Below are 19516 nucleotides of genomic sequence, written 5' to 3'. Positions count from 1 at the left end.
GGCCCGGAGTCCGCGCTGGGGGGCGGGGCTCCGGGCCGCGTCGGGCCCCGTGGGGCCGGACCGGGAGGGTTCAGGCGGAGGCCTTCTCCGGGGCGGGCGTGCCGGACCGGTCGGGGGCGTCCTGGCCGTGGTCGTGGCCGGCGTCGATGTGGCCGGTGTGGCCGGTGTGGCCGGTGTCGATCAGGGTGGCCTCGTCGAACGGGATGCGGCCGGCCAGGACCTCGCGCAGCCGCTCGTGGTCGAGCTCCCGCGTCCAGTGCCCGATCAGCACGGTGGCCACCGCGTTGCCCGCGAAGTTGGTGAGCGCGCGGGCCTCCGACATGAAGCGGTCGATACCGACGATCAGCCCGACGCCGTCGACCAGCTCCGGCCGGTGCGACTGGAGGCCGCCGGCCAGGGTGGCCAGGCCCGCGCCGGTGACGCCGGCCGCACCCTTGCTGGCGATCACCATGAAGATCAGCAGGGAGAACTGCTGTCCGAGCGACATCGGCTTGTCCAGGGCCTCCGAGATGAAGATCGACGCCATGGTGAGGTAGATCGCGGTGCCGTCGAGGTTGAAGCTGTAGCCGGTCGGGACGGTGATGCCGACCACCGGGCGGCTGACGCCGATGTGCTCCATCTTGGCGATCAGTCGCGGCAGGGCGCTCTCGGAGGACGAGGTGGAGAGGATCAGCAGGAACTCGCGGCCCAGGTAGCGCAGCAGGGCGAAGATGTTGACCCCGGCGACCAGGCGCAGCAGCAGGCCGAGCACCACGACCACGAAGATCGCGCAGGTGGTGTAGAACCCGATCATGATCATGGCGAGGCTCTTGAGCGCGGCCGTGCCGGTCGCCCCCACCACCGCGGCCATCGCGCCGAACGCGCCGACCGGCGCCAGCCACATGATCATCGACATGATGCGGAACACCAGCCGCTGCAGGTGCTCGACCCCGCGCAGGACGGGAGCCCCGACCGGGCCCATCGCCTGGAGCGCGAAGCCGGCGAGCAGGGCGACCAGCAGGGTCTGCAGCACCTTGCCCTCGGTAAGGGCCGAGAACATGGTGGTCGGGATGACGCCGAGGAGGAAGTCCGCGGTGCTGGTGGCGCCGCCGGTCGCCGCCTGTGCGTGACCGGACTTGGCGAGGGCGGCGGTGAGGTGCAGGCCGGAGCCCGGGTCGAGCAGGTTGCCGACGACCAGGCCGATGCCGAGCGCCGCGGTCGACATCAGCAGGAAGTAGCCGAGCGCGAGCCCGCCCACCCGGCCGACCTTGGCGGCCTTGGTGACCGAGCCGACGCCGAGCACGATGGTGCAGAAGATCACCGGGCTGATCATCATCTTGATCAGGTTGACGAAGCCCGTGCCGACCGGCTTCAGCTCCACCGCGAAGCCCGGTGCGAGGAGCCCGACCGTGATGCCGCCGAGGACGGCCGCGATCACCGCCAGGTAGAGGTAGTGGGTGCGATCGGATCGTCTGGTCCGGACTGCTCCCGTGGTCGTCGTCATCCTGCGGCTCCTTTGCCCCGATGTCCCTGCGGCCCGGGTGGTGGGCCGATCCGAACTATGGGCGCCGAGGTGACGACCGTCACGTTTGCGTTCATAGAGTTCACGCGGCCGGACCCCTTGCCCGCGCCGCCGAGCAGGGCAGACTGTCCGGCATGACCCCGCACCCGAACCCTCCGCCGCGCCGCTGGCTGCACAGCCTGGCGGGCCGGCTGTTCGCGGTGCAGATCGTCATCGTGGCCGCCGTGGTCGCGGGCGGGGCCGTGCTCGCGTACCTGTTCACGGCCGACCGGGCCGAGGGCGCCGCGCTGCGACAGGTCCGCGCCGCGGCCGTCGCGGTCGCCGACTCCCCGACCGTCCGCGAGGCCGCCGCCGCCCCGGACCCCTCGGCCGTCCTCCAGCCGTACGCCGAGCAGGTCCGCCAGGACACCGGGGTGGACTTCGTCACCGTGATGGACACCGACGGCATCCGCTGGACCCACCGCGATGCCGCGCAGATCGGCCGGCCGTTCCTCGGTCACATCGACCGCGCCCTGGCCGGGGAGATCTTCCCGGAGACGTACACCGGCACGCTCGGCCCGTCCGTCCGGGTGGTCGCGCCGGTCTTCGACGAGCACCGGCGGGTGGTGGCGCTGGTCAGTGCGGGCATCACGGTCGAGGCGATCAGCGACCAACTCCGCGGGCCGATCATCGCGCTGGCGGGAGTCGCCGTCGCGGCGCTGGCGCTCGGCGGCCTGGGCACCTACCTCGTCGGCGCCCGGCTGCGCCGGCACACCCACGGCATGGGCGCCGCCGAGCTCAGCCACCTCTACGACTACCACCAGGCCACCCTGCACTCGGTGCGCGAGGGCCTGGTCCTGCTGGACGGCCGGCACCGGGTGCTGCTCTGCAACGACGCGGCCCGTGAACTGCTGGGTCTGTGCGGCGAGTTGACTGATGTTGCGGTGGACGGGCTGGGCCTGCCGGACTCCCTCGTCGGGGCGCTGCTGTCGCCCTCCCCGGTGCGCGACGAGGTGCACCTGACCGCCGAACGGGTCGTGCTGCTCAACACCTCCGCCATCGGGCCGGGCCTCGGCACCGTGGTGACCCTTCGCGACCACACCGAACTCCAGGGTCTCACCGGAGAGTTGGACTCGGTACGCGGCTTCGCCGAGGCGCTCGGCGCGCAGGCGCACGAGGCCGCCAACCGGCTGCACGCCGTGGTCTCGCTGATCGAACTCGGCCGCCACCGCGAGGCGGTGGAGTTCGCCACCGCCGAACTCGCCCTCGCCCAGCAGCTCACCGACCGGGTGGTCGCGGCCGTCAGCGAACCGGTGCTGGCCGCCCTGCTGCTCGGAAAGGCCGCCCAGGCCGCCGAACGCGGCGTGGAGCTGGTCCTCACCCAGGACAGCCGGATCGACGACGGGGTACTCCCGGCCGAGCTGGCCCCGCGCGACCTGGTCACCCTGCTCGGCAACCTGGTCGACAACGCCGTGGACGCCGCCATCGAGAACGCCGCGCACCACCCCGGGCCGCCCGAGGTCACCGTCACCGTCACCGCGCGGGCGGACGGTGCCGAACTGCTGCTCCGGGTCGCCGACACCGGCGCGGGCATCGACCCGCAGGCGGCCGAGGAGGTGTTCCGGCGCGGCTGGACCACCAAGCAGCACGGCCGTGGGCTGGGCCTCGCGCTGGTCGCCCAGACCGCCCGGCGCAACGGCGGCACCGTCGAACTCGGCCGCGAGCGCGGCGCCGTGCTCACCGTACGGCTGCCGCTGCGGCGGCCCACGGTGCGGGTCGGCCCGGGCACGGAGGCGGCGCAGGGGGCGCCCGGGCCGGACCGCGCGGCGCGGGTGGCGCTCCGATGATCTCCGTGCTGGTGGTCGAGGACGACCCGGTGGCGGCCGCCGCCCACTCGCTCTACGTCCAGCGCACCCCCGGCTTCCGGGTCGAGGCCACCGTCCACACCTGCGCCGACGCCCTGCGCACGCTCGACCGCGCCCGGGCCGACGGCGCCCCCGTCGACCTCGTCCTGCTCGACCTCTACCTCCCGGACGGCCACGGCCTGCGGCTCTTCCGCACGCTTCGCGCGGCCGGCCACGCCGCGGACGTCATCGCCGTCACCTCGGCGCGCGACCTGACGATGGTCCGGCAGGCGGTGTCGGTCGGGGTCGTGCAGTACCTGCTCAAGCCGTTCGGCGCGGCCGCGCTCACCGACCGGCTCGACAGCTACGCCCGTTACCGCCGGACGCTCGGCCGCAGCGGCGAGGCGACCGGCCAGGAGGAGGTCGACCAGGCGCTCGCCCTGCTGCGCACCCCCGAGCGCGCGGCCCTCCCCAAGGGGCTCAGCGCCCCGACCCTGGAGACCGTCGAGGCCGTCCTTCGCGAGGCGTCCGCCGGTATCTCGGCCGCGGCCGCCGGTGCGGCCGCCGGGGTCTCCCGGATCACCGCCCGCCGGTACCTGGAGTACCTGGTCGAGACCGGCGTGGCCGTCCGCGAACCGCAGTACGGGCAGGTCGGCCGCCCCGAGCTCTGCTACCGCCGTCGGGTGGACCCGAGCTGACCGGCCTCGCCGACCGGGTCGGACAGCTCGCCGAGGAGCAGCGGGACGCGCTGCTCGCCGCCCTCCCGGTGCTGGAACTCCTCGCGGAGGAACCGGCCGAACCTCCGCAGTCCCCGTAGCCGCAAGAGCCGCAAGAGCCGCAAGCGTCCCTGCGGGCACCTGCCCGGGGACGGGACTCCGAGACCGGCGAACCGTCACCGGCCTTCCCCGGCCCGTGCTTTCGCTGCCGCCTCCGCAACGCCGGTTTCCGGCCAACTCGTGTCGTTCGCGTACTGGACCTTCGTGTGCGGACCGGATTGGGTTACCGTGAAATGGTTGCCAAGCGAAACCGATTCACCCCACGGACCGAGGTGCCCACCATGCAGGTGATCATCGATCAGGACCGCTGCTGCGGCTCAGGCCAGTGCGTACTCACCGTGCCCGCCGTCTTCGACCAGGGTGAGGAGGACGGACTCGTCCGGCTGCTCCAGGAGAGCCCCGGGCCTGAACTCGCCGCCGACGTCAGGCTTGCGGCCGCGCTCTGCCCGGGCAACGTCATCACCGTGCACGGCGACCCCGGCTGATCCCGGACCGGCCGGACTCCACCCAGTTGGAAGGAGCACAGCCGCATGACCACCGACACCCCGACCGCCCGGCCGGACGGCACCGCCGACGCCCTCGCCGTGCCGGCAGCCCACGGGGGCTGCCCCTTCGACCCGCCGCCCGCCTACCGGGAAGCCCACCGGGCGGGCCCGATCACCAAGGTGTCCCTCTGGGACGGTGCGCCCTGCTGGCTGCTGACCGGTTACCGCCACTCCCGCGCCGTCCTCGGCGACCACCGGTTCAGCGCCGACGCCCGCGTCCCCGGCTTCCCGTTCCTCGTGCCCGGACGGCGCGAACTGATCACCCGCACCACCCCCACCTTCCTGCGCCTCGACGACCCCGAGCACGCCCGGCAACGGCGCATGCTGACCGGCGACTTCATCATCAAGCGGGTGGAGGCACTGCGTCCGCAGATCCAGCAGATCGTGGACGAGGCACTCGACGCGATGATCGCCAAGGGCGGGCCCGCCGACCTGGTGCAGGAGTTCGCCCTGCCGGTGCCGTCCCTGGTGATCTGCCTGCTGCTCGGAGTGCCCTACGCCGACCACGAGTTCTTCCAGCGGCACAGCCGCACGCTGCTGGACATCAGGGTCGACATCGAGCAGGTCGACGCCGCCCAGCAGGCCCTGACGGACTATCTGAGCGACCTCGCCGACCGCAAGCGCCGCGAGCCGGACGACAGTGTGCTCAGCCGGCTCGTCGCCCGCGACGAGCTCAGCCGGGCGGAGGCGGCGGCCATGGGACTGCTGCTGCTCGTCGCCGGCCACGAGACCACCGCCAACATGACGGCGCTCGGCACCCTCGCCCTGCTGCGCCACCCCGAGCAGGCGGAACGGCTGCGGGCGCAGCCCGAGTTGATGAAGGGGGCGGTCGAGGAGCTGCTGCGCTACCTGACCATCGTCCACCTGGGCATCCCCCGGGTCGCACTGGAGGACGTGGATCTGGACGGCACCCTGGTGCGGGCCGGTGAGGGCGTGCTGTGCATGGTGTCCACCGCGAACCGGGATGCGGAGCTGTTCGAGGACGGCGACCGGCTGGACGTGACCCGGGATGCCCGGCGCCACCTGGCCTTCGGCTTCGGGATCCACCAGTGCCTCGGTCAGCCGCTGGCCCGGGCCGAGCTCCAGATCGCGCTGGGGACGCTGCTTCGGCGGCTGCCCGGACTCCGGCTGGCGGTGCCGTTCGAGGAGGTGGAGGTCCGCGAGGAGTCGCTGGTCAACGGCCTGCGGGCGCTGCCGGTCAGCTGGTGAGGTGAACCTCCGCGGTGGCGTGAACGGTTGCGCTCGCGTGAGCGTTCGCGGTGGTGAGAACGCTTGCGGGAGCCGGAACGCTTGCCGGGCCGTGAATGCTTGCGCCATTGCGAACGGTCGCGCTGTCGTGAACGGTCACGCCATCGCGAACGGTGGCTGCGGCGCGCTCATTCACGATGGCGCGAGCATTCACGACAGCGCGAGTATTCACGAGGGCGCCGGCATTCGTGAGAGCGCAACCATCCGCGACGTGGCGAACGTTCACTCCACCGCGAACCCCGACCCGCGAGGCCCGCTCACGCGAGCAGGTTGACGCCCGCCCGGAACACCCCCGGCAGGCAGGCCGCCGCCGGGACGATCCGGTCGGCCAGCAGCGGTTGCTGACGCGTCCACAGCAGCGCACCCGTCAGCCACCGGTAGCTGCGCGAGGCGCGGCGCCAGGCCCGTTCGTACTCCTGCGGGCGCCCCGCCGCCACACACCGCACCAGCGCCTCCGCCGAGGCGAGCGCGACCGACAGCCCCTCGCCGGTCAGCGCGTCCAGGTACCCGGCCGCGTCCCCGACCAGCAGGACCCGCCCCCGCACCCGGGCCCGGACCTGCTGGTGCAGCGGCCCGGCGCCGCGTACGGGAGTGCGGGCGGGGGCGCCCGCCAGCCGGGCGGCCAGCACGGGAAACCGCGAAAGCTGCTCCTCGAACGGCGCCCGGTCGCTGGTGAGCACCGCGACGCCGACCAGGTCCGGTGCGAGCGGCGTCACGTACGCCTCCGCGCGCGCCGACCAGTGCACCTCGACCAGCTCGCTCCACGGTGCCACCGCGTAGTGGCGGCGCAGCCCGTACCGGGGCGGGGCGGCCGGATCGGCCGGCTGGTGCAGGCCCAGGGCGCGCCGGGTGGGCGAGTGCAGGCCGTCGGCCGCCACCAGGTGCCGGCAGGTCAGCCCGGCCGCCCGTACGGAGAACGCGCCCTGGCGGAACTCCCGGACGGGGACGGGCAGGACCCGCACCCCGAGGTCGTCGGCACGCCGGGCGAGCGCCGCGTGCAGTGCGGTGCGGCGTACGCCCAGGCCGGGCCCGGTGCGGAACTCCGCCTCGGCGCCCCGTCCGGTGGTCGCGTCCAGGTAGCGGATGCCGTGGATCGGTCGGCCGGGCACGCTCACCCCGAGCTGTTCGAGGGCACGGACGGCGGACGGCATCAGGCCTTCGCCGCACGCCTTGTCGACCGGGGACGGCCGGGGTTCGGCCACCACCGCCTCCAAGCCGGCCCGGGCGGCCCCGATCGCGGTTGCCAGCCCGGCCGGGCCGCCGCCCACCACCAGCAGGTCGATCACGCGGGCGCTCCCGGCGCTCCCGGCGCTCCCGGCGCTCCCGGCGCTCCCGGCGCTCCCGGCGCCGGCGCCACCGGGCCTCCGTTCAGGGCCTGTTCCTCGCAGCGGATCCGGACCCGGAGCAGCGCGAGGTCGAGCAGGGTGAAGCAGAGCGCGGTGAGCCAGGCGGTGTGGACCAGCGGCAGGGCGAAGCCCTCGACCACCACCGCCACGTAGTTGGGGTGGTTCAGCCACCGGTACGGCCCCGCGGACACCAGGGGCAGCCCGGGAATCACGATCACCCGGGTGTTCCACCGGGTGCCGAGGGTGCCGATGCACCACCAGCGCAGACCCTGCGCCGCGAGGGCCAGGGCCAGCATCGGCCAGCCCAGGGCGGGCAGGAACGGCCGGTCGGCGAGGGCGGGTTCGAGGAGGCAGCCGATCAGCAGGACGGAGTGCAGCAGCACCATCGGCGGGTAGTGGCCGCGTCCGTGCTCGGTGCCGCCGAGGGCCAGGCTCCGGGCCGCGTTGCGGCGGGCGACGATCAGCTCGGCCAGCCGTTCGAGGGCGACCAGCAGGATCAGGACGGTGTAGGCGGTCATCGGCAGCTACCAGCGCAGGAGGACGAGTTCGGAGGCGAAGCCCGGGCCGAGCGCGAGCATCAGCCCGTACGCGCCGGGTGATGGCGGGCGCAGGGCGAGGGTGTCGCGCAGGATGTGCAGGACCGAGGAGGACGACAGGTTGCCGACCGCGGCCAGTGAGCGTCTGCTCAACTCCAGTGCGGAGTCGGGCAGTCCGAGCGACTCGGCGAGTGCGTCCAGCACCCTGGGGCCGCCCGGGTGGCAGATCCAGGCCGCGATGTCGCCGGGCTTGAGGTCGTGCGCGGCGAGGAAGCCCTCGATCTCCTCGCCGACGTGAAGCCTTACCAGGGCGGGGAGTTCGGCGCCGAGGACGATCCGGAACCCGGTGTCGACGATGTCCCAGCCCAGCTGGTGCTCGGTGCCGGGGTAGAGCCGACTGCGGGCGGCCACCACGGTCGGTCCGGCGGCGGCCGCGTGGGCCGGGTGGGCCGGGTGAGTTGAGTGAGCCGCGTGGGCCGGGTGCCCGGAACCGACCGCGAGCAGGGCGCCGGCGCCGTCGCCGAACAGGGCGCCGGCCACCAGGTTGGCGGGGGAGCCGTCGGAGCGCTGCAGGGTGAGCGAGCACAGTTCGGTGGACAGCAGCAGTGCGACGCCGTCCGGGTGTCCGGCCAGGAAGTCGTGCAGTCGGGCGACTCCGGCGGCGCCGGCCGCGCAGCCCAGGCCGAAGACGGGGAGTCGCCGGACGTCCGGCCGCAGGCCCAGGCGCCCGGCCAGCCGGGCCTCCAGGGAGGGGGCGGCGATGCCGGTGACGGAGGTGGAGATCACCAGGTCGATCGCGTCGGCGGTCAGCCCGCACTGTGCCAGCGCGCCGGTCACGGCCTGTTCGCCGAGCTCCAGCGCGGCGGTGATGAACGCGTCGTTGGCCCGGCCGAAGCCGCTCAACTCCGCGTACTGCGCGAGCGGGAGCGCCAGGTGGCGGGTGTCGACACCGGCCGAGGCGTGCACGCGGTCGAGTACCGCCCGGCCGCTGCCGGTCGGTAACCGCAGGGCGGTCGCGAACGTTTCCGCCAGCTCCCGCTGCCGGTACCGGTGCGGCGGAACGACGCCCGTCACTGCCACGATTCGGGTCACCGGCCCAGCATAGGGATGTTGCTGACATACCCTCATCAATCGGTTGAACCGGGCGCGTCCCGTCCTACCATCGAGGGATGTCGAACGAGAGCGCGGTAGCCGCGGTCCTGCGTCCGGGTGTGCTGCTGCGGGCCTGTCATCCGGCTCCGGCGGCGGCGGTGGCGCTGTTCGCGACGGCGCTGGCCGTGGCCTGCGGGCGCGGGGCGCTCGGGTCCGGATCGGTGGGGGCGGCCGTCGCGGCGGGGCAGTTGTCGGTTGGGTGGAGCAACGATCTGGTCGACCGGCGCCGGGACCGGGCGGCGGGGCGGCGGGACAAACCGCTCGCCACCGGCGAGTTGGACGCGGGCACGGTTCGGACGGCCGCGGTCGTGGCACTGTCCGTGTGCGTACCGCTGTCGCTGGCGAGCGGTCCGGCGGCCGGGGCGGCGCACCTTGCCGGGGTGGCCGCCGCGTGGGCGTACAACCTGGGGCTGAAGCGGACGGTGCTGTCCTGGGCGCCGTACGCGCTGGCCTTCGGGCTGCTGCCGGCCTTTGTGACGCTGGGTCTGCCCGGTGCGCCGTGGCCCTACCCGTGGGTGATGCTCGCGGCCGGGCTGCTGGGTGTCGGTGCGCACTTCGCGAACGTGCTGCCGGATCTGGACGACGACCTCGCCGCCGGTGTCCGGGGGCTGCCGCAGCGGCTCGGCCGGGCCCGGGCCGGTGCGGTGGCGGCGCTGCTGCTGGCGGCGGCGTCGGCCGTGCTGGTGGTGGCCCCGCCGGGCCCGGTCGGTGCGGCGGGGTGTGGTGCGCTGGCGGCGACCGCGCTGCTGGTGCTGCCGGCACTGCTGCTGCCGCGCAGCCGCCTGCCGTTCCTGGCGGCGCTGGGGGTGGCGGCGCTCGACGTCACGCTGCTGCTGGCCCGCGGCTCGGCCCTGGCCTGAGGGCCCGGGCCGAGCCGCGGGTGGTGGCGCCGCGGGTGGCGGCGCGGGCGGGTCAGGAGGCCGGCATCAGCACGGTGTCGACGATGTACACGGTGGCGTTGGCGGTCTGGACGTTGCCGCACAGCACCTTGGAGTTGTTGTTGACGGTGTAGGCCGCGCCGGAGCCGGCCACCTTCACGTCGGCGCCCTCCAGCGTCTTGTGGGAGCCGGCCAGCGAGGCGGGGGCGAGGCGGTCGGGCACCACGTGGTAGGTCAGCACCTTGGTCAGCTTGTCCTTGTCGGCCAGCAGCGCCTTCAGCTGGTCGGCGGGGACCTTGGCGAACGCGTCGTTGGTCGGCGCGAACACGGTGATGTTCTGCGCGGAGTTGAGGGTGTCGCCCAGCCCGGCCGCGGTGACCGCGCTGACCAGGGTGGACAGCAGCGGGTTGTGGGAGGCGGCGGTGGCGACCGGGTCCTGGGCCATCCCGGCGAAGCTGCCCGAGCCGTCCTTCGGCACGGCCGCACAGGCGGTGCCGAACGGCGCGTCCACCGCGGCGGCGGGGGCGGTCTTCGGCGCGGCCGCGGCCGCGGCGGCGGAGGGGGCCGAGGAAGCCACGCCGGACGAGGCGTAGTTGGACGAGGTGTCGCTGCCGCTGCTGCAGGCGGTGAGGCCGAAGGCGAGCGCGCCGGCGGCGAGCAGGGCGGCGACGGACCGGGTGCGGGTGACGGACATGGCGTGTGCTCCTTGGATAGCGGTTACTGACGGTTCGTCCGGGCATGGCGGTGCCGTCGCGCGGACGTGGGACGGGGAGAGGAGTCAGGTGACGGTGACCACCGTCGAGTGCCAGCCGGTGGCTCCGGCGGGGAAGGGGGCCGCTCTGGCCTCGGGCTGGACGGCTCCGCCGGCGTCGGTGGCGCGGACCTCGATCCGGTGGGTGCCGGGCCGGGCCCCCGTCCAGTCGTGGCTCCACTGCCGCCAGAGGTCGGGCCCGGCGTCGGCGGCCAGCCGTGCCTCGGCCCACGGCCCGCCGTCCACCCGGACCTCCACCGCCGCGATGCCGCGATGGGTGGCCCAGGCGGTGCCGGCGACCGTCACGTCCCCGGCGGGCACCTTGGCGAAGGCCGCCGGGACCTCGATCCGGGAAGCGGTGCGGACGGTGCCGGTACGGTCCCAGCCGCGCTCGACCCAGTAGGCGTCGTACCCGGCGAAGGTGGTCACCTCCAGGTCGACCAGCCACTTGGTGGCGGAGGTGTACCCGTACAGGCCGGGCACCAGGGTGCGGCAGGGGAAGCCGTGCGCGACCGGCAGCACCTCGCCGTTCATCGCGACGGCGAGCAGGGCGTCCCGGCCGTCGAGCAGCGCGTCCAGCGGCGTGCCGATGGTCATGCCGTCCTTGGAACGGCCCACCAACTGGTCGGCGCCGGACCGGACTCCGGCCTGCCGGAGCAGGTCGGGCAGGGAGACGCCGAGCCACCGGGCGGTGGACGCGTACGGGCCGCCGACCTCGTTGGAGACGCAGGTGAGGGTGTAGTCCAGTTCCTGGAGCGGCCGCTTCAGCAGCTCGTCGAAGCTGATCACCACAGGGTGGTCGACGAGGCCGTGCAGCCGCAGGGTCCAGTGGCGGGGATCGATCTTCGGGAGGGTGAGGGCGGTGTCGACCCGGTAGAAGTCCGGGTTGGGGGTCTGGAAGGAGGTCAGGCCGGGCACCCCGGGGTGGGCCGCGGCCGGCGGCGGCGCCGACCGGGTGGCGGGGGCGGGCAGTCGGACGGCGTCCCGGGCGGCGCTCACGTCGGTGCGGCTGTCGGAGTACGAGCGGCCGCCGAAGCCGGACAGCGCCGCGAAGGCGACCGTGCCACCGGTGGCGGCCAGGACGGCGCGCCGGCTCGGACCGGCCGGCTCGGGTGCGGGCACGGTGGTCGCCGTGCGCAGCAGCCGGGCCAGCAGCACCATCGCGCCCGCGCCCACCAGCCCCGCCACCACCGAGGGCAGCGCGTCGACCGGGATGGCGGTGGGCCGTGACAGTGCCGCCAAGGCGCCGAGTGCGCCGAACGCCGCGAACACCGCCGCACCGAACGCGGGACGCCGGGCGGCCACCACGCCGGCCAGGGCGGCCAGCGCCGTCATGGTCAGGTAGATCCCGCCGAGCAGCACCGGTTTGTCGTTGGTGCCGAACGTCCGGACGGCGTACTCCTTGAGCGGGGTCGGCGTCAGGTCGATGGCGGCGGAGCCGACGGCGATCACCGGCGCGCTGTCCGGGCCGGTGAAGGCGGCGACGAGCTCGCCCGCCCCGACGGCCGCGGCGGCTGCCGCCAGTCCCGTTCCCGCGGCGGCGGCCGCGCGTGCCGGCCGGCTGCGGCGGCTGCGGGGAACGGCGGCGGGTGCCGGGTTCGGGGTGGACGTCTGGGTGCTCACGTCCTGCATTCGGTGCGGTGGGGCGAGCGGATGGGTGCGGATTTCCACTCTCACTCGGGCGAGTGAACGCGCCTCGTATCGTGCCTGGTTGACGGCCTGCGGCGGGAAGTCGGAGCGCCCCGAACGAAGTTCACGGACACGGGCTCACGGAAGCAGCCGGGCCCGTTCGGTGATGTTGCGCGCCATGCCGCCGAACACGAAGGAGTGGAACGGGGCGACGGACCACCAGTACGCGTGCCCGGCCAGCCCGTGCGGATGGAACAGGGCCCGCTGCCGGTAGATGGTGCCGCCGTACCCGTCGTCGTCGACCCGCAGTTCCAGCCAGGCCAGCCCGGGCAGCCGCATCTCGGCGCGCAGCCGCAGCAGACCGACCGGTTCGATCTCCTCCACCCGCCAGAAGTCCAGCGAGTCGCCGACCCGCAGCCGCTCCGGGTCGCGCCGGCCGCGGCGCAGGCCGACCCCGCCGACCAGCCGGTCGAGCCAACCGCGCACGGCCCAGGCAAGCGGGAAGGAGTACCAGCCGTTCTCGCCGCCGATGCTCTCGACCACCCGCCAGACCGACTCGGGGGCGGCCGAGACCTCGCGTTCCTTGACGTCCTCGTACAGGCTGCCGCCGGCCCAGTCGGGGTCGGTCGGCAGCGGGTCGCTGGGCGCGCCGGCCAGCGAGGCGGAGGACCAACGGGTGGTCACCTCGGCGTCCTGGATCCGCTTGAGGGCCAGCCGGACGGACTGCTCGAAGCCGACCAGCCCGCCGGGCGGGTCGGGGACGTACGCGGCGAGGTCGTGCTCCCGGCAGACCACCTCGTGCCGCAGCGACTCCACCAGCGGCCGGGCGATCGAGTGGGGGACCGGGGTGACCAGGCCGACCCAGTGGCTGGACAGCCGCGGGGTGAGGACGGGCACCGGGAGGATCAGGCGCTTCGGCAGGTCGGCGATCCGGGCGTAGCGGAGCATCATCTCGCGGTACGTCAGCACGTCCGGCCCGCCGATGTCGAACGGCCGGTTGACCTCGGGCGGCAGTGCGGCGGCCCCGACCAGGTAGCGCAGCACGTCCCGGACGGCGATCGGCTGGATCCGGGTGTCCACCCAGTTCGGCGTGACCATCACGGGCAGTCGCTCGGTGAGGTGGCGGAGCATCTCGAACGAGGCCGAGCCGGAGCCGATGATCACGGCGGCACGCAGTTCGGCCGTCGGGACGCCGCTCTCCCGCAGCAGCCGGCCCACCTCCGCGCGCGAGCGCAGATGCGGGGAGAGCGAGTCGGGCGGGACACCGGGCGGCACCAGCCCGCCGAGGTAGACGATCCGGCGCACGCCGGCCCGGGCGGCGGCGTCCCCGAAGGCCCGGGCGGCGGCGCGGTCGCGCTCCTCGAAGGTCGGGCCGGTGCCGAGCGAGTGCACCAGGTAGTAGGCGACCTGGACGCCGTCGAACACGCCGGCCAGCGTCTCGGGGCGGGTGACGTCCGCCCTCGCGGTGTCCACCTCCGCCCGCCACGGGTAGTCGCGGATCCGTCCGGGGTCGCGGACCAGGCAGCGGACCCGGTGGCCGGCGGCCAGCAGCTCGGGGACGAGCCGCCCGCCGATGTAACCGGTCGCGCCGGTGACCAGGCAGAGCCTGCCGCCGGTGGGTTCGTCGGTCATCTCGTCTCCCGATGCACTGGTAACGCGGGTGAAGTGGAACGCGGGTGAGCTGGAACGCGTACCGACTCCGCAGTCACGGCGCGTGCCGTTCGACCAGCTCTCGGGTGCCGGCCCAGGTTGACGTGGTGCGGTTCCTGGTCGCGGGTGAGCATGAACCGGGGACAGATGGAAGGGCACCTCGTACCCCAGCCTCCTGGAAGTCCGCCGCGGCGGCCAGCCGGTCGGGCACGGTGGAGGCCCGGACGTCCAGATACCTGATTCGTCGCCCGGCAGGCAGGTGATTGGTGGGATTTCGGGGCAGACGCGGCCCACCGGGTCCATGATCGGACGAAATATCCGGGCCACGGCACCAATCCGTCCCGGATCCCGCTCCGAACAACCGGTGCCGGGTGCTCCGCGGAGCAGCCGGCCGCGCCCCGCCGTCCTCCCGGAGGTCCCTGATGCCAGCCGCCCACCCGATGGACCCGCTCCGGGCCCGTCCGCCGCGACCGGTGGCCCGGGCCGCCGTCCGTTGCCCGGAGGTGGCCTGGTGAACACCGTCGTCCACCTCTCCGGGCCGCACCGGCGCGGACCCGACCTGCAGGAACTCGTCGCCAGGGTCGCGTTCGGGGACCAGGACGCGTTCAGCCGCCTGTACGACGCGGTGGCCGGCCCGGTGCTCGGGCTGATCCGCCGCGTGCTGCGCGACCCCGCCCAGTCCGAGGAGGTCGCCCAGGAGGTGCTGCTGGAGGTCTGGCGCACCGCCTCCCGGTACCGGCCGGAGCGCGGCGAGGTGATGCCCTGGGTGCTGACCATGGCGCACCGCCGCGCCGTCGACCGGGTCCGGGCCGCCCAGGCGGCCGCCGACCGCGACCAGCGGGCCGCCGCCCGGTCGCACGCCCCCGCCTTCGACGAGGTCGCCGAACAGGTCGAGGGCCGGCTCGAACGCGAGCAGGTCCGGCGCTGTCTGCAGGGCCTGACCGAGCTCCAGCGGGAGTCGGTCACCATGGCGTACTACCGGGGCTACTCCTACCGGGAGGTCGCCGACATGCTCGGATCGCCGCTGGGCACCGTCAAGACCCGTATGCGCGACGCCCTGATCCGGCTGCGCGACTGCCTGGGGGTGGGATCATGACGACCACCGCCGATCTGCACACACTCACCGGCGCCTACGCGGCCCACGCCCTCGGCGAGGCCGAACGCCACGCCTTCGAAGAGCACCTGGCGCAGTGCCCGGCCTGCGCGCAGGAGGTCCGCGAGTTCACCGCCACGCTGGCCCGGCTGGGCTCGGCCGAGGCCGTCGTGCCGCCCGCCGAGCTGAAGGCCCGGGTGCTGGCCGGGATCGGTACCGTCCGCCAGCTCGCCCCGGCCTCCTCGGAGCCGGACCAGGACGGCGCCGGCCGCCGCCCCGGCCGCCTGGCCCGCCAGTGGCCCAAGCTCGCGCTGGCCGCCTCCGTGGCCGTCGCGGCCGCGCTGGGCGGCCTCGCGTACCAGCAGCACGACCAGGCCGAGCAGGCCAAGGCCGAGGCCGCCGTCCTCCAGCAGCAGCAGGCCCGCTTCAGCACCCTGCTCACCGCACCCGACGCCCGCACCAGCACCGCCACGGCCGCCGGCGGCGTCGGCACGGTGGTCTGGTCGCAGAGCCTCGGTCAGGCCGGGTTCCTCGCCTCCGGGCTGCCGGCCCTGCCGGCCGACAAGGCGTACGAGGTCTGGTTCAACGACGAGGGCACCATGCGCCCGGCCGGACTGCTGCCCGGCCCGGACGGCTCGCTGCTGCTCGCCGGCGGCATCCACGGCGCGGCGGGCATCGGTGTGACGGTCGAACCGGCGGGCGGCTCCGCGCATCCGACCGGCGCCCCGATGATGCTCCTCGACTTCACCTGACCGACCGTCGGGTGAGCCCCTGACCGAGGCCACCAATCCGTTCCCCCGTGTGCTCCGAATGGCTGGTGGAACGCAAGTGGCAGGACCGGGCCCGATCGGGCCCGGTCCGGATCGACAGGGGTTGCACGTGACCATGCCGGAGACCGCCCGGGCAGCCAGGATCCCCGCCGGCCGCAGGGCCGGCGGGCCACGCCGGATCGCCGTGATCGGCAGCGGCGTCGCCGGGCTCACCGCCGCGTACCGACTGCGGCGCACCGGCGCCGAGGTCGAGCTGTTCGAGGCGGACGACCGGCTCGGCGGCCACGCCCACACCCAGGACGCGATCGGCGCCGACGGCCGTGCCGTCCCGCTGGACACCGGGTTCCTGGTGCACAACCGCCGCACGTACCCCCACCTGGTGCAGCTGTTCGCGGAGCTCGGGGTCGAGACCCGCGAGAGCGAGATGAGCATGTCGGTGCGGTGCGACGGCTGCGGCCTGGAGTACGCGGGCTCCCGCGGCCCGGCCGGGCTGCTCGCCCAGCCCACCTCCCCGCTGCGCGGCCGCTACCTGCGGATGCTCACCGAGGTCCCGGTCTTCCACCGCCGGGCCCGGCGGCTGCTCGCCGACCCGGAGGCGGGCGATCCGACCCTGCGTGAGTTCCTCGCCGCCAACGGCTTCTCCCCGTACTTCGTCAGCCACTTCATGACGCCGGTGGTCTCCGCCGTCTGGTCCTGCGCCCCGGACCTGGCCGGCGACTACCCGGCCCGCTACCTGTTCGCCTTCCTCGACAACCACGGGATGCTCAGCGTCACCGGCTCGCCCACCTGGCGCACGGTGGTCGGCGGCTCCCGCAGCTACGTGGCGAAGATCGCCGAACGGCTGACCGCCGTTCACCGCGGCGCCCCCGTCCGGGCCGTCTTCCGGCACCCCGACGGCGCCCAGGTGATCACCGAGGACGGCCGCCGCACCGAGACCGACGCCGTGGTCGTCGCCACCCACCCCGACCAGGCCCTCGCCCTGCTCGCCAACCCCAGCACCGCCGAACGCGAACTCCTCGGCGCCATCCACTACTCCCGCAACCCCACCGTGCTGCACCGCGACGCCTCCCACCTGCCCCGCGCCGTCTGGGCCCGCGCCTCCTGGAACTACCGGATGCCGGACTGCACCGGCAGCGCCGACCAGGTCCAGGTCAGCTACCACCTCAACCGGCTGCTCGGCCTGGACACCGCCGAGCACTACCTGGTCACCCTCAACGAGGACCCGGCCCGGCCGATCGCCGACGAACACGTGCTCTCCCGCACCGTCTACGAGCACCCCGTCTACACGCGACAGGCCCTCGCCGCCCAGCGCCGCCTGCCCGAACTCAACACCGGCCGGACCGCGTTCGCCGGCGCCTACCACGGCTGGGGCTTCCACGAGGACGGCTGCCGCTCCGGCCTCGCCGCCGCCGAGGCCCTCGCCGGGGTGACCGCCGGGGTGACCGGACGATGACCCCCGCCGCACCACTGCCCGGGCCGTGGGGCGCGGCGCTGTACGACAGCACCACCACCCACGTACGGACCGCCCCCCTGCGGCACGCCTTCCGCCACCGCGGCCTGCTCTGGCTGGTCGACCTCGACGCCCTGCCCCGGCTGCCCGTCCTGCTGCGCCCGCTGGCGCGGTTCCGGACCGCCGACCACCCCGGCGACCCCCGGCTCACCCTGCGCCGGAACCTCGACCACTACCTGGCCGGCGAAGGCGTCGACCTGGCCGGCGGCCGGGTCCTGATGCTCACCCAGGCCCGCTCGCTCGGCCACGTCTTCAACCCGATCACCGTCTACTGGTGCCACACCCCGGACGGACGCCCCGCCTGCACCGTCGCCGAGGTGCACAACACGTACGGCGGCCACCACCGCTACCTGCTGCACCCCGACGCCGACGGCCACGCCGACGCCGCCAAGGAGTTCTACGTCTCCCCGTTCTTCCCGGTGGACGGCGCCTACCGGATGCGCCTGCCCCGACCCGGCGAGCGACTCGACCTGACGATCCAGCTGGAACGCGAGGGCGGGCGCCCGTTCACCGCCACCGTGCACGCCACCCGTACCCCCGCCGGCCCCGCCGCCCTGCTGCGCGCCGTCCTGCGGCGCCCCTTCGCCACCCTCGCCGTCTCCCTGAACATCCGCTACCAGGGCATCCGGCTGCTGCTGCGCGGACTGCCCGTCCAGCCCCGTCCCGCCCGGCCCCAGGCCAAGGAAGAGGTACCTCTCCCGTGACCCAGCAAGCCTTCCGACCCGTCCACCACCGGCCGGTCCCCGTCGACGCCCGGCGCTGGCCCGACGTCGCCCGCGTCCCCGAGGTCCCGCTGCGGGCCGCCGTGGCCGAACGCCTGCTGCGCCGGGTCGCCCGCCGGCGCGGCCTGCGGGTCGAACTGCCCGGCGGGAGCGTGCTCGTACCCGCCGGCCCCGGCGCGCCCGTGCTCACCCTGAACCGGCCGGACGCCTTCTTCCACCGGATCGGCGCCACCGGACTGATCGGCTTCGGCGAGTCCTACCAGGCCGGCGACTGGGACTCACCCGACCTGGTCGCCCTGCTCACCGAACTCGCCACCGCCCCCGAGACCCTGGTGCCGACCGGCGCCCAGTGGCTGCGGCGGCTCTACGTGCAGCGCCAGCCCGAGGCCGAGCAGCCCTCGACCGCCAACGCCCGGCGCAACATCAGCCGCCACTACGACCTCTCCAACGAGCTGTTCGCGCTCTTCCTCGACCCGACCATGACCTACTCCTCGGCCGTCTTCCCCACCGGCGCCGACGGCCTCCCCGAGGCCGACTGGGGCAGCCTGCCGGCGGCCCAGCACAAGAAGATCGACCAACTGCTCGACCTCGCCCGGGTCGGCCCCGGCACCCGCGTGCTGGAGATCGGCACCGGCTGGGGCGAACTCGCCCTGCGGGCCGCCGCCCGCGGCGCCCGGGTGGTCAGCCTGACCCTGTCCGAGGAGCAACTCGCCCTGGCCCGGGGGCGGATCGCCGACGCCGGCCGGAGCGACCGGGCCGAGGTCCGGCTGTGCGACTACCGCGCCGCCGACGGCGAGTACGACGCGGTGGTCAGCGTGGAGATGATCGAGGCGGTCGGACGGCCGTTCTGGCCCGCCTACTTCAGCACCATCGACCGGGTGCTCGCCCCCGGCGGCCGGGCCGCCCTGCAGGCCATCACCATGCCGCACGAACGGATGCTCGCCAGCAGCGAGACGTACACCTGGATCCTCAAGTACATCTTCCCCGGCGGCCTGATCCCCTCCGTCCGGGCCATCGCCCAGACCGCCGACCGCTGCACCGGCCTGCACCTGACGTACTGCCGGCCCTACGGCCCGCACTACGCCGAGACCCTGCGGCTGTGGCGCGAACGCTTCACCGAGCGGGCCGACGAGGTCGCCGACCTCGGCTTCGACCAGGTCTTCCGCCGCATGTGGGAGCTCTACCTGGCGTACTCCGAGGCCGGCTTCCGCACCGGCTACCTGGACGTCCAGCAGCTGCTCCTCACCCGCGAGGGGGCCCGCCGATGACCACCGCCGCGGCGGCCCGGCTCGAACTCCGCCAGGCCGAGGCCCTGCGCGAGCACTACGCCCGCACCATCGACGCCTGGCGACGCACCCTGGAGGAACGCCGGGCGGAGTTCGTCGCCCTGGTCGGCGTTCCGGCCTTCCGGCTCTGGCGGCTCTACCTGGTGGGCAGTTCGCAGGCCTTCGCGCAGCGCCGGACGGGCGTCGACCAGATCCTCGCCGTCCGCCCCGCCCCGGACGGTTCCGCAGCCCTCACGGCCACCCCCGCGCAGTGGTACCGGTGAACGGCGGCGCCTTCGCGGTCAACCTCGCGGCCGCCCT

Annotated in this window: 19 protein-coding genes; 11 read left to right on the top strand and 8 right to left on the bottom strand. The window is 74.4% G+C overall.

Going from position 1 to position 19516, the window contains the following annotated elements; translation table 11 throughout:
• Positions 1-70: 70 nt before the first annotated feature.
• Positions 71-1483, bottom strand: a complete 1413-nt coding sequence (locus OG871_RS09475; protein WP_371495881.1) for a cation:dicarboxylate symporter family transporter — start codon at positions 1481-1483, stop codon at positions 71-73.
• A 152-nt stretch (positions 1484-1635) separates the two neighbouring features.
• Between OG871_RS09475 and OG871_RS09470 the strand changes: the two genes are divergently transcribed.
• Together OG871_RS09470 and OG871_RS09465 are read left to right on the top strand one after the other, a co-directional pair.
• On the top strand, positions 1636-3327 hold the full coding sequence (locus tag OG871_RS09470; protein WP_371495879.1) for an ATP-binding protein: 1692 nt from the start codon (positions 1636-1638) through the stop codon (positions 3325-3327).
• A complete protein-coding gene (locus OG871_RS09465) occupies positions 3324-4022 on the top strand; it encodes a response regulator (protein ID WP_371495877.1) in 699 nt (232 codons plus the stop codon). Before OG871_RS09470 ends, OG871_RS09465 begins: the two co-directional genes overlap by 4 nt.
• On the opposite strand, the gene OG871_RS09460 is transcribed toward OG871_RS09465, so the two are convergent.
• On the bottom strand, positions 3995-4156 hold the full coding sequence (locus OG871_RS09460; protein WP_371495875.1) for a hypothetical protein: 162 nt from the start codon (positions 4154-4156) through the stop codon (positions 3995-3997). The two genes, OG871_RS09465 and OG871_RS09460, sit on opposite strands and share 28 nt — an antisense overlap.
• 225 nt (positions 4157-4381) lie before the next feature.
• On the opposite strand from OG871_RS09460, the gene OG871_RS09455 reads away from it, so the two are divergent.
• Both OG871_RS09455 and OG871_RS09450 read left to right on the top strand, forming a co-directional pair.
• Positions 4382-4585 carry a ferredoxin gene (locus OG871_RS09455; protein WP_371495873.1) on the top strand — a complete coding sequence of 68 codons (204 nt, stop codon included), beginning with the start codon at positions 4382-4384 and terminating at the stop codon, positions 4583-4585.
• Between the two features lie 45 nt (positions 4586-4630).
• A complete protein-coding gene (locus OG871_RS09450) occupies positions 4631-5854 on the top strand; it encodes a cytochrome P450 (protein ID WP_371495871.1) in 1224 nt (407 codons plus the stop codon).
• Positions 5855-6150: 296 nt separating this feature from the next.
• Here the strand turns inward: OG871_RS09450 and OG871_RS09445 are convergent, their stop codons facing one another.
• Genes OG871_RS09445 through OG871_RS09435 form a run of 3 tightly spaced genes read right to left on the bottom strand, consistent with a single transcriptional unit; the run spans position 6151 to position 8867 of the window.
• Positions 6151-7179: an NAD(P)/FAD-dependent oxidoreductase gene (locus OG871_RS09445; RefSeq protein WP_371495869.1), complete on the bottom strand. Its 1029-nt coding sequence runs from the start codon at positions 7177-7179 to the stop codon at positions 6151-6153.
• Positions 7176-7757, bottom strand: a complete 582-nt coding sequence (locus OG871_RS09440; protein ID WP_371495867.1) for an isoprenylcysteine carboxyl methyltransferase family protein — start codon at positions 7755-7757, stop codon at positions 7176-7178. The genes OG871_RS09445 and OG871_RS09440 overlap by 4 nt, the downstream gene beginning before the upstream one ends.
• A gap of 6 nt (positions 7758-7763) precedes the next feature.
• Positions 7764-8867, bottom strand: a complete 1104-nt coding sequence (locus tag OG871_RS09435; protein WP_371495865.1) for a type III polyketide synthase — start codon at positions 8865-8867, stop codon at positions 7764-7766.
• Between the two features lie 77 nt (positions 8868-8944).
• Between OG871_RS09435 and OG871_RS09430 the strand changes: the two genes are divergently transcribed.
• Entirely contained in the window at positions 8945-9787 is an 843-nt protein-coding gene (locus OG871_RS09430) for a UbiA family prenyltransferase (protein ID WP_371495863.1), read from the top strand.
• 52 nt (positions 9788-9839) lie between these two features.
• Here the strand turns inward: OG871_RS09430 and OG871_RS09425 are convergent, their stop codons facing one another.
• The 3 genes from OG871_RS09425 to OG871_RS09415 form a co-directional block, all read right to left on the bottom strand.
• Positions 9840-10499 carry a fasciclin domain-containing protein gene (locus OG871_RS09425; protein WP_371495861.1) on the bottom strand — a complete coding sequence of 220 codons (660 nt, stop codon included), beginning with the start codon at positions 10497-10499 and terminating at the stop codon, positions 9840-9842.
• 84 nt (positions 10500-10583) lie between these two features.
• A complete protein-coding gene (locus OG871_RS09420; RefSeq protein ID WP_371503257.1) occupies positions 10584-12188 on the bottom strand; it encodes a molybdopterin-dependent oxidoreductase in 1605 nt (534 codons plus the stop codon).
• Between the two features lie 135 nt (positions 12189-12323).
• Positions 12324-13817 (bottom strand): SDR family oxidoreductase, encoded by a 1494-nt coding sequence (locus OG871_RS09415; RefSeq protein ID WP_371495859.1) that lies wholly within the window; start codon positions 13815-13817, stop codon positions 12324-12326.
• A gap of 529 nt (positions 13818-14346) precedes the next feature.
• Here OG871_RS09415 and OG871_RS09410 point away from each other — a divergent pair.
• From OG871_RS09410 to OG871_RS09385, 6 genes are all read left to right on the top strand, one after another.
• On the top strand, positions 14347-14931 hold the full coding sequence (locus tag OG871_RS09410) for a sigma-70 family RNA polymerase sigma factor (protein ID WP_371495857.1): 585 nt from the start codon (positions 14347-14349) through the stop codon (positions 14929-14931).
• The gene (locus OG871_RS09405; RefSeq protein WP_371495855.1) at positions 14928-15680 is read left to right on the top strand and encodes an anti-sigma factor domain-containing protein; all 753 of its coding nucleotides are present in this window, start codon (positions 14928-14930) and stop codon (positions 15678-15680) included. Before OG871_RS09410 ends, OG871_RS09405 begins: the two co-directional genes overlap by 4 nt.
• 133 nt (positions 15681-15813) lie before the next feature.
• Positions 15814-17151 carry an NAD(P)/FAD-dependent oxidoreductase gene (locus OG871_RS09400; protein WP_371503256.1) on the top strand — a complete coding sequence of 446 codons (1338 nt, stop codon included), beginning with the start codon at positions 15814-15816 and terminating at the stop codon, positions 17149-17151.
• Entirely contained in the window at positions 17148-17912 is a 765-nt protein-coding gene (locus OG871_RS09395; protein WP_371495853.1) for a DUF1365 domain-containing protein, read from the top strand. Before OG871_RS09400 ends, OG871_RS09395 begins: the two co-directional genes overlap by 4 nt.
• The gene (locus OG871_RS09390; RefSeq protein WP_371495851.1) at positions 17909-19198 is read left to right on the top strand and encodes a class I SAM-dependent methyltransferase; all 1290 of its coding nucleotides are present in this window, start codon (positions 17909-17911) and stop codon (positions 19196-19198) included. The genes OG871_RS09395 and OG871_RS09390 overlap by 4 nt, the downstream gene beginning before the upstream one ends.
• Positions 19195-19479, top strand: a complete 285-nt coding sequence (locus OG871_RS09385) for a class I SAM-dependent methyltransferase (RefSeq protein ID WP_371495850.1) — start codon at positions 19195-19197, stop codon at positions 19477-19479. Before OG871_RS09390 ends, OG871_RS09385 begins: the two co-directional genes overlap by 4 nt.
• The last annotated feature ends 37 nt before the right edge of the window (positions 19480-19516 follow it).

Origin of the sequence: Kitasatospora sp. NBC_00374, from assembly GCF_041434935.1 — a bacterium.
Taxonomy (GTDB): Bacteria; Actinomycetota; Actinomycetes; order Streptomycetales; family Streptomycetaceae; genus Kitasatospora.
Note: the sequence above shows the minus strand (reverse complement) of the source record. Positions and strands in the feature narration are given on the sequence as shown.

What these genes read in the sequence shown, in the direction of transcription:
- OG871_RS09405 (WP_371495855.1), top strand. Translation starts at nt 14,928, where the DNA reads ATGACGACCACCGCCGATCTGCACACACTCACCGGCGCCTACGCGGCC.
- OG871_RS09395 (WP_371495853.1), top strand. Translation starts at nt 17,148, where the DNA reads ATGACCCCCGCCGCACCACTGCCCGGGCCGTGGGGCGCGGCGCTGTAC.
- OG871_RS09475 (WP_371495881.1), bottom strand. Translation starts at nt 1,483, where the DNA reads ATGACGACGACCACGGGAGCAGTCCGGACCAGACGATCCGATCGCACC.
- OG871_RS09415 (WP_371495859.1), bottom strand. Translation starts at nt 13,817, where the DNA reads ATGACCGACGAACCCACCGGCGGCAGGCTCTGCCTGGTCACCGGCGCG.
- OG871_RS09420 (WP_371503257.1), bottom strand. Translation starts at nt 12,188, where the DNA reads ATGCAGGACGTGAGCACCCAGACGTCCACCCCGAACCCGGCACCCGCC.
- OG871_RS09470 (WP_371495879.1), top strand. Translation starts at nt 1,636, where the DNA reads ATGACCCCGCACCCGAACCCTCCGCCGCGCCGCTGGCTGCACAGCCTG.
- OG871_RS09430 (WP_371495863.1), top strand. Translation starts at nt 8,945, where the DNA reads ATGTCGAACGAGAGCGCGGTAGCCGCGGTCCTGCGTCCGGGTGTGCTG.
- OG871_RS09465 (WP_371495877.1), top strand. Translation starts at nt 3,324, where the DNA reads ATGATCTCCGTGCTGGTGGTCGAGGACGACCCGGTGGCGGCCGCCGCC.
- OG871_RS09400 (WP_371503256.1), top strand. Translation starts at nt 15,814, where the DNA reads ATGCCGGAGACCGCCCGGGCAGCCAGGATCCCCGCCGGCCGCAGGGCC.
- OG871_RS09425 (WP_371495861.1), bottom strand. Translation starts at nt 10,499, where the DNA reads ATGTCCGTCACCCGCACCCGGTCCGTCGCCGCCCTGCTCGCCGCCGGC.
- OG871_RS09385 (WP_371495850.1), top strand. Translation starts at nt 19,195, where the DNA reads ATGACCACCGCCGCGGCGGCCCGGCTCGAACTCCGCCAGGCCGAGGCC.
- OG871_RS09450 (WP_371495871.1), top strand. Translation starts at nt 4,631, where the DNA reads ATGACCACCGACACCCCGACCGCCCGGCCGGACGGCACCGCCGACGCC.
- OG871_RS09455 (WP_371495873.1), top strand. Translation starts at nt 4,382, where the DNA reads ATGCAGGTGATCATCGATCAGGACCGCTGCTGCGGCTCAGGCCAGTGC.
- OG871_RS09440 (WP_371495867.1), bottom strand. Translation starts at nt 7,757, where the DNA reads ATGACCGCCTACACCGTCCTGATCCTGCTGGTCGCCCTCGAACGGCTG.